The 7,250-nt window shown below is 72.9% G+C and carries 8 protein-coding genes; 3 read left to right on the plus strand and 5 right to left on the minus strand.

Features of this window, described 5'->3' with window-relative positions:
• The 5 genes from ABZ914_RS42855 to ABZ914_RS42875 form a co-directional block, all read right to left on the minus strand.
• On the minus strand, positions 1 to 599 hold a 599-nt coding region (locus tag ABZ914_RS42855), incomplete at its 3' end, for a sugar isomerase domain-containing protein (protein WP_500200519.1).
• Positions 592 to 1,029 (minus strand): PTS sugar transporter subunit IIA, encoded by a 438-nt coding sequence (locus ABZ914_RS42860; protein WP_500200520.1) that lies wholly within the window; start codon positions 1,027 to 1,029, stop codon positions 592 to 594. The genes ABZ914_RS42855 and ABZ914_RS42860, both read right to left, overlap by 8 nt.
• The gene (locus ABZ914_RS42865) at positions 1,026 to 1,328 is read right to left on the minus strand and encodes a PTS sugar transporter subunit IIB (RefSeq protein ID WP_190867835.1); all 303 of its coding nucleotides are present in this window, start codon (positions 1,326 to 1,328) and stop codon (positions 1,026 to 1,028) included. Before ABZ914_RS42865 ends, ABZ914_RS42860 begins: the two co-directional genes overlap by 4 nt.
• Positions 1,329 to 1,353: 25 nt before the next feature.
• Positions 1,354 to 2,787: a PTS ascorbate transporter subunit IIC gene (gene ulaA, locus ABZ914_RS42870; RefSeq protein ID WP_500200521.1), complete on the minus strand. Its 1,434-nt coding sequence runs from the start codon at positions 2,785 to 2,787 to the stop codon at positions 1,354 to 1,356.
• 107 nt (positions 2,788 to 2,894) lie between these two features.
• A complete protein-coding gene (locus ABZ914_RS42875) occupies positions 2,895 to 3,626 on the minus strand; it encodes a GntR family transcriptional regulator (RefSeq protein WP_433255261.1) in 732 nt (243 codons plus the stop codon).
• A 185-nt stretch (positions 3,627 to 3,811) separates the two neighbouring features.
• On the opposite strand from ABZ914_RS42875, the gene ABZ914_RS42880 reads away from it, so the two are divergent.
• The 3 genes from ABZ914_RS42880 to ABZ914_RS42890 all read left to right on the plus strand — a co-directional run.
• Complete coding sequence (locus ABZ914_RS42880) at positions 3,812 to 5,152, plus strand: hypothetical protein (RefSeq protein WP_500200522.1); 1,341 nt, start codon at positions 3,812 to 3,814, stop codon at positions 5,150 to 5,152.
• A 142-nt stretch (positions 5,153 to 5,294) separates the two neighbouring features.
• Positions 5,295 to 6,383 carry a hypothetical protein gene (locus ABZ914_RS42885; RefSeq protein WP_500200523.1) on the plus strand — a complete coding sequence of 363 codons (1,089 nt, stop codon included), beginning with the start codon at positions 5,295 to 5,297 and terminating at the stop codon, positions 6,381 to 6,383.
• Between the two features lie 148 nt (positions 6,384 to 6,531).
• Positions 6,532 to 7,250, plus strand: a 719-nt coding sequence (locus tag ABZ914_RS42890; RefSeq protein WP_500200524.1) for an ABC transporter ATP-binding protein, incomplete at its 3' end; no start/stop codon positions are given.

The following is a 7,250-nucleotide window of genomic DNA, read 5'->3' on the forward strand; positions in this document are numbered from 1 at the left end:
AGGCTCCGCGACCTGGCGTAGGCGGAGTGGATCGTGGTGAGGGCGGGGGTCCGCGGCGCGCCCGGCGTGTGGAGGACGAAGCCGGGCGGCACCCGGGTGTCCACCACGATCGCGGCGTGGTCGGCGAGCGTCGTCGCGGCCCGGGCGGCGGCGCCGCTCGCGGCGCGGGCCGAGGTCACCGCGACCACCGGGACGTCCCGGGCCGCGCACTCCGCGGCGATCTCCACCGGGTACGGGTTGCGGCCGCTGGTGGAGAACACCACCGCGACGTCCGGCGGGCCGGGCGCGGCCTCCTTGACGACGGCGCGGCCGACGCCGGCGCGCCGCTCGGCGCGGGTGCTGCGCACGGCGTCGTCCAGCGGGAGCACGTCCGGCGCCCAGATCGGGCGGACCGCGGCGAGCCCGCCGGCCCGGTAGAACGTCTCGCACACCATCACCAGCGAGTGCCCGGCCCCCGCGACGTGCACGATCCCGCCCGCCTGGACCGCGTCGAGCAGCAGCGCCGCCGCCGCGCCGATCGCCTCGCCGGACGCGGCGTCGAGGTCGTCGAGCAGGGCCCGCACCCGGCCGGGGAGCCGCTGCCGGGCGGCGTCAGGCATCGGGCACGGCCTCCTTGAGCGCGCCGGCCAGCTCCTCCCGGCCGGGCGCGGCGCGCAGCCGGTCGGCGAGCCCGCCCGACAGCGACCGGGCCAGCGCGGCGAGCGTGCCGACGTGCGCGTCCGGGTCCGGGGTGCAGAACGCGAGCAGGAGGTCCACCGGGTCGTTGTCGGGATGCCCGAACTCCACCGGCGCGGCCAGCCGGGTCACCCCGACGCCGACGGCCAGCCCGCCGTCCTCGGGACGGGCGTGGACGAGCGCGAGGCCCTTCGTCAGCACGATGTACGGGCCGTTCTCCTCGACCACCCGCTCGCACGCCGCCGGGTAGCCCTCGCCCGCGGCGCCCGCGGCGACCAGCGCGGACGCGGCCTCCCGGACGGCCCCCCGCCAGTCCCGCGCGGCGACGTCGTCGTTCGCGGCGATGACGGTCACGGCAGCCACCCCTGCTCGGTCAGCCGCTCCTTCAGCTGCGCGGCCAGGCCGTCCTTGTCGAGGAAGTCGCTGATCGTGATGACGACCGGCGCGAGGTCGGCGATCTCGCCGGTGTGCATGCCCTGCCCGATCACCACGTCCGGGGACATGCCCCGCGCGGACGACACGTCGGTGTTCTCCACCCGGGCGTCCACGCCGAGCGAGCCCAGCGCGTCCTCGGCGGTCATCTTCAGCATCAGGCTGGAGCCCATGCCGACCCCGCATACCGCGAGGACCTCCAGCCGCCTGTCCAGTGCCATGTCGGTTCCCTCCGTTGTGCGTCGTTCAAGCCTTGGCGGGTGCCGCGCCGGCGGCCTCGGGCTCGCCCTCGGCGACGGCGCGGCGCCTGTCGGCGCGGCCGAGCAGGACCAGCGTCACCACCGTCGCGGCGAGCGCGATGACGGGCACCAGCCAGACCGTCCCCTTGCCGATGACCGGGTCCGCCGCCTTCAGCAGCCAGCCGATCGCGTACCAGTCGGGGTCGGCGAGGGTGGACAGCTCCGGCGCCGTCCGCTCGTACAGCCCCCAGGTGAAGCCCTGTCCGACCGCGAGGATCAGGCCGGAGACCACGCCGCCGAGGACGGCGCCCCGCCAGCCCGCCACCACGTTGCCGAACAGCCCGGCCGCGCCGCCGACGAAGAACAGCATGATCATCGGCGGGGCGAGGGTGAACCAGCCGGCCGCCGCGGAGACCGCGAGGCAGGCCAGGAACACCACCGTGGACGTCACGAACCCGAGCATGACCGCGGTCGGCGCGACGGGGAAGACGGTCGGCGCGTCCAGCGCGGGCCGGGTGCCGGGGATGACCCGGTCGCTGAAGCCCTTGAACGCCGGGACGATCTCGCCGAGGAACATCCGGACCCCGTACAGCAGGATCGCGATGCCGCCCGCGAACCGCAGCCCGACCAGCAGTCCCCACACCCACGGGGACAGCTTGTCGTCCATCTCGGCGGCGGCCTTGGCCACCACGCCGTGGTCGGCGAACGCGACCCCGAGCAGCATGATCACCGAGATGATCAGCGCGGTGCTGATGTTGACGTCCTTGAAGAACGACAGCTGCCGGGGCAGCGTGAGCTTCTCGGTGTCGTGCTTCTCGCGGCTGCCGAGCGGGCGGGCGGCGTAGCCGGTGACGAGGCAGGCCAGTGAGCTGGTGTGCGCGTACCCGAACCGGTCGTCCGGCATCACGCGGCGCATGAGCGGCCGCATCCACAGCGGCTGCAGCGTCCAGTACGCGGCGACGAACCCGGCGCCGCACAGCACCAGCGTGAGCTGGTTCGCGCCGGGCGCGATCGTCACGAGCGACGCCACCGTCACCGTGCTGATCCAGAACATCAGGTGGCCGGTCAGGTACAGGTACCGCGCGGCGGGGAAGAGCCGCACGATCAGCACGTGCACGAGGAACGCCACCGTGATCACCAGCGCGATCGTCCCGCCCTGCTTCGACAGGAAGTCGGTGAGCGAGTGGTCGGCGTGCGGCGGCGTCGTGCCCATCGCGCTCGCCAGCACCGTCTGGAAGCTGGCGAGCCCGCCGGTGAACACGTCGACGCCGATGAACAGGATCACCACGCCGATCGTGGCGCGCAGCGCGCCCGCGACGACGTCCTCCGCCCGCTTGCGCTGCAGGATCAGCCCGGTGAGCGTGATGAGCCCGATCAGGATCGGGACCTGGCCGAAGACGTTGTTCGCCAGGAACGTGAGGATGTCCTTGATGACGCCCATGGTGAAGTCGCCTCACTTCTCAGGGGTGGTTCGTGCGCTGCGGCCCCCGCCAGCGCTGGTGGACGGTCGTGCCCCGGGCGCGCGCATGACGCGTGCCGGCGGAGCGGTCAGTGGGACGGCGGGCGGAGGTCGAGTTCGAGGCGGTACCGGTCGCCCCGGTAGAGCGACCGGACGTACTCCAGCGGCCGGCCGTCCTCGTCCCGCGTCACCCGCTCGAACAGGAACGCCGGGGTGTGCACCGGGACGTCCAGCTCGGCGGCCTCCTCCGGGGTGGTGACGGTCGGCTCGATCGTCTCGGTGCCCGACGCGATCACGATGCCGGCGCCGCGCAGCAGGTCGTAGAACGAGCGGCCCTCCAGGACGTCCCTGCGCAGCCCGGGCATGAGCGCCCGGGGCAGGTAGAGCGTCTCGATGGCCATCGCGGCGCCGTCCGCCAGCCGCAGCCGCCGAATGGTAAAGACCTCTTCGGTCGGCGGAAGGGCCAGCCGCCTGCCGATCCGCGCCCCCGCGGTCTCCGTGCGGAACGACAGCACGCGGCCGCCCGGCTTCATCCCCCGGCGGATCATGTCCTCGGTGAAGGAGGTCATGGTGAGCGGCACCGCGATCCGCGGTTCGGCCACGTAGGTGCCGCTTCCGTGCCGCCGTTCGAGCAGCCCTTCGGCGACGAGGCCGTCCACGGCCTGCCGTAACGTGGGCCGGGAGACGCCGAGCTCGTCGACCAGCCGGCGTTCGGACGGCAGCGCGTCACCGGGCTCCAGGTCCTCGAGCATGGCGAGCAGCTCGCGGCGGACCGCCTGCCGCTTCGTGTTCCCGTTACGGCCCTCACCGCCAGTCCGCACGCCTTCACCCCTCCATGGAGCCGATCCCGTCGCCGCACACGCTACGTCCCGTTATGCCGACTGGTCAATACCACTTTGTCGATGTTTGCCATGGCGGCGGGCGCGTCCCCGGCCTACCGTCACCGAAGATCGTCCTGGAACCGGCCGAGCGCCGCGCCCCGCGGCGCGGCGAGGGAGGCGGCGATATGAAGCGGCGTGTACGCGCGGGCCTGGCGCTCGCGGTTCCGCTCGTCCTGTCCGCGACGGCGGGCACGGCGGGCACGGCGGCGGCCGGGACGGGCGGCGGGCCGCCGGGCGCTCGGCCCGGCTGGCGGCTCGTCGCGGCCGAGCCGTTCGACCGGCGCCTGGACGACGCGCGCGTGCCGTGGCGGCCCGACGACGACGGCCCCGCGAGCCCCTACGACGTCGACATGTACGACAACGACGGCGCGTACTTCGCCACGGTCGGCGGCCCGGCGTTCCGGACGCGGCTCGCCGCGGTCCGGACGTACCGCAAGTCCTTCGCGTTCGGCCGGCGCGGGTGGCTCACCGCCGAACTCGCCGCGCGCGACGCCGACGGGGACGGCAGGCCCGACCGCCCGCCGACCCTCACCTCGCGGCGCGGCGCCGCCGACCTCGACGAGCCCGACTATCGCGGCGGCGTCGTCATCCGCTCGACGCGGGACCTGCCCGCGGAGTACCGCGTGGAGATGACGCTGCGCGGCCTGGACTTCGGCGGCGAGCGCGACGGCTCCTGGGACTACCCCGACGGCCGGATCAACGGCTATGCGCCCGGCGGCTGCAAGACCGTCTTCCCGTGGGCGTCCGGCGGCGACTTCTCCAGGCCCGAATGCGCGTGGGCGGACGCGCGGACCGACTCCAACGGCTTCTACTACATGTCGATCATGGATTACCGGCGGGTGGCGCCGCACAACAACGTCTTCGTCCACGGTCACCGGAAAGTGGCCATGGACGGCTACAACAGGTACAAGTACACGGGTACGGGCCTGAAGTACTGCAACCCGGCGACGAAGCAGTACGAGCCCTATTCCGCCGGGACCGGAAACGGCGTGAACGCGATATTCATGACCGACGACCGCAGGTATCCGGCCATGCCCGGGACCGAGTACCTGATGCAGAGCGAATGCGGTCTCGCCAAGGGCGGCGCGATCGTCTCGACGGTCGACCTGCGGCCGGAACTGCTGCCCGAGAACCCGTACACGTTCGCGATCGAACGCCGGGGCGGTGCGTACACGATGGAGATGTCGGGAGTGTTCGCCCACGTGGGCCGGGCGACGTACCGGTACACGCGCGCGTTCGTGCAGGACGGCGAGCCGATCTGGCACTACAACCAGAAGCCCGGCGAGTACGACGGCCGCTACGACGCCGACTGGACCTGGAAGGGCCCCGGGGGCACTCTCGTCGACCGCCATACGTGGCCGGCCGGGTCGGCCTATCCCGACCGGTTCATGATCGGCGACCCGCACATGAACTTCTACGAGGGCGCCGCCCGCGTCGACGACATCCGCCTCTACGTCCCCCGGTGACGCGGCGCCCGCAGGGCGTCGAGGGTGCGATCCTGCGCCCGGGGTCCGTCACCTGCTCGTGACTGTTCCGTGACTGTATGATTACTGAGTGTAGTAAGGGGGAATGTCGTCGCTCAGTGGAAATGCCCGCTGAGGAGGGGAAATGGCAGATCCGGCCGGCGGCCCTTCGACCGCGCGTGGCGTCCTCCTTGACTCGTTCAAGGGCGCCACGGACGACGCCAAGCTCACCCAGGCCCTGTCCTACGTCTCCCAGCAGACCTGCAAGCCCGCGATCGTGCTGGGGCAGCGCTCGATGGAGTTCAAGCGGCCCCGCCAGGTCTTCGACGGGCTCGCCTTCACGGGCCTGATCAGCGGCAACGAGTTCCACTACAACCAGCGCGTGAAGATCAGCGTGCCGGGTTCCGGATGGCTGACCCTGCCGAAGGGGCGAACGCGCGGGATCTACGTCGGCAACCTGAGTTTCGAGGGCGATTCGGGAACCGCCTTCTTCGCCGACCAGGCCGACGGCGGGTCGGTGCTCTGGGCCTCGCATTTCGAGAACCTCGCGTTCAACCTTTTCAGGCACGTCATGTGGGGGGCGCACACCGCGGTCACCTTCTCGGGCTTCTGGGACGTCAACAACAGCTACGACACGCCGTTCAAGCTCTGGGGCTCGGACAACAGCTACTGGACGGACGGAATGCTGATCGACTCCCCGAGGATGGGCCCCGGCGACCGCTACCACGTGTGGCTGCCGAACGTCAGCAAGACCGTCGTCGGCCCGGTCTTCGCCACGGCCAGGGCCAACGTGTGCGCGCTCCGCCTCGACGGCGGCCGCGGCGTGGTCCTGAACGGCGCCCGGTTCGACGCGCAGGCGCAGGCGGGCCATCCCACCTCGGGCAGCCAGCTCCTCATCACCGGCGGCAGGTTCGTGCGGGTCCGCGACTGCTGGTTCTACGGCGGCATGGCCGACCCGGGCGCGGCCGGCCATTCCCAGCCCGCCCACGACAGGGGCATCGTGACCGTCACCGGCGGGGCGGGCATCGTCCTCGACGGGCTCATGTTCAGCGACGGCGACGGCGTCCAGCCCGACGCCACCAGGCCCGGCACCCCCCACGTCCACATCGGCGGCGGGACCGGGATCCGGATCCGCGACCTCCAGGCGAGCGGCGCGCCGGTCGTCCGGCGCGCGTCCTCGGTGCCCGCCTCGGCCATCGTCACCGACCCCGACGTGCCGGTGTCCGTCGGCTGACCTGCGGCACCGCCCGTTCCCCCGTCCCTGCGGGGCCGCCGCGGCCCCTGGGGGTGGGCGATCATTCGCCCGCCGTTCGGCTGCGCGCCCCGTCGACGCCATTCGCGATCTCTAAGTTCCTGCGGCGGCGTCTAAGTGGGGAACTGGCATGCGCAGAAGCAGGGTCGTCCGGGCTCGCGGCATCACGAAGTCGTTCGGCGAGGTGGTGGCGCTCGACGACGTCGATCTGGAGGTCGACCGCGGGCAGGTGCACGGCCTGGTCGGCCCGAACGGCGCGGGCAAGACGACGCTGCTCGGCCTGCTGCTCGGCCTGGCCGTCCCGGACCGCGGCCGCCTCGAGATCCTGGGGACGCCGGTCGGGCGGACGCTCGCCGTCCCCGACGGCGTCGCGGGCTTCGTGGACGGGCCCGGGCTCTACCCCTCGCTCACCGCGCGGCAGAACCTCGCCGCCCTGGCGCGGCTGCGCGGGCACGACCCCGCCGCCGGCGTCGGCGCCGCGCTGGAGCGGGTGGGGCTGACCGACGTCGCGGACGACCGGGTCCGCGGCTTCTCGCCGGGGATGCGGCAGCGGCTCGGGCTGGCCGCCGTGCTGCTCACCCGGCCGCGGCTGCTCGTCATCGACGAGCCCGCCAACGGCCTGGACCCGGCGGGCAAGCGGCACGTCCACCGGGTCATCACCGAGCTCGCCGCCGACGGTGCCGCGATCGTCATGTCCAGCCACCGGATGGACGACCTCGCCGCGCTCTGCCCGGAGGTCACCATCCTCTCGACCGGGCGGGTCGTGTTCTCCGGGCCGGTGAGGAAGCTCGCCGCCGAGGTCGGCGACCTCGACCACCGGTTGCTGACCTCCGATCCGCCGGCCGCCCG

The organism is Spirillospora sp. NPDC046719 (genome assembly GCF_040645715.1).
Lineage (GTDB): Bacteria > Actinomycetota > Actinomycetes > Streptosporangiales > Streptosporangiaceae > Spirillospora.

What these genes read in the sequence shown, in the direction of transcription:
- ABZ914_RS42865 (WP_190867835.1), bottom strand. Translation starts at nt 1,328, where the DNA reads ATGGCACTGGACAGGCGGCTGGAGGTCCTCGCGGTATGCGGGGTCGGC.
- ulaA (WP_500200521.1), bottom strand. Translation starts at nt 2,787, where the DNA reads ATGGGCGTCATCAAGGACATCCTCACGTTCCTGGCGAACAACGTCTTC.
- ABZ914_RS42880 (WP_500200522.1), top strand. Translation starts at nt 3,812, where the DNA reads ATGAAGCGGCGTGTACGCGCGGGCCTGGCGCTCGCGGTTCCGCTCGTC.
- ABZ914_RS42885 (WP_500200523.1), top strand. Translation starts at nt 5,295, where the DNA reads ATGGCAGATCCGGCCGGCGGCCCTTCGACCGCGCGTGGCGTCCTCCTT.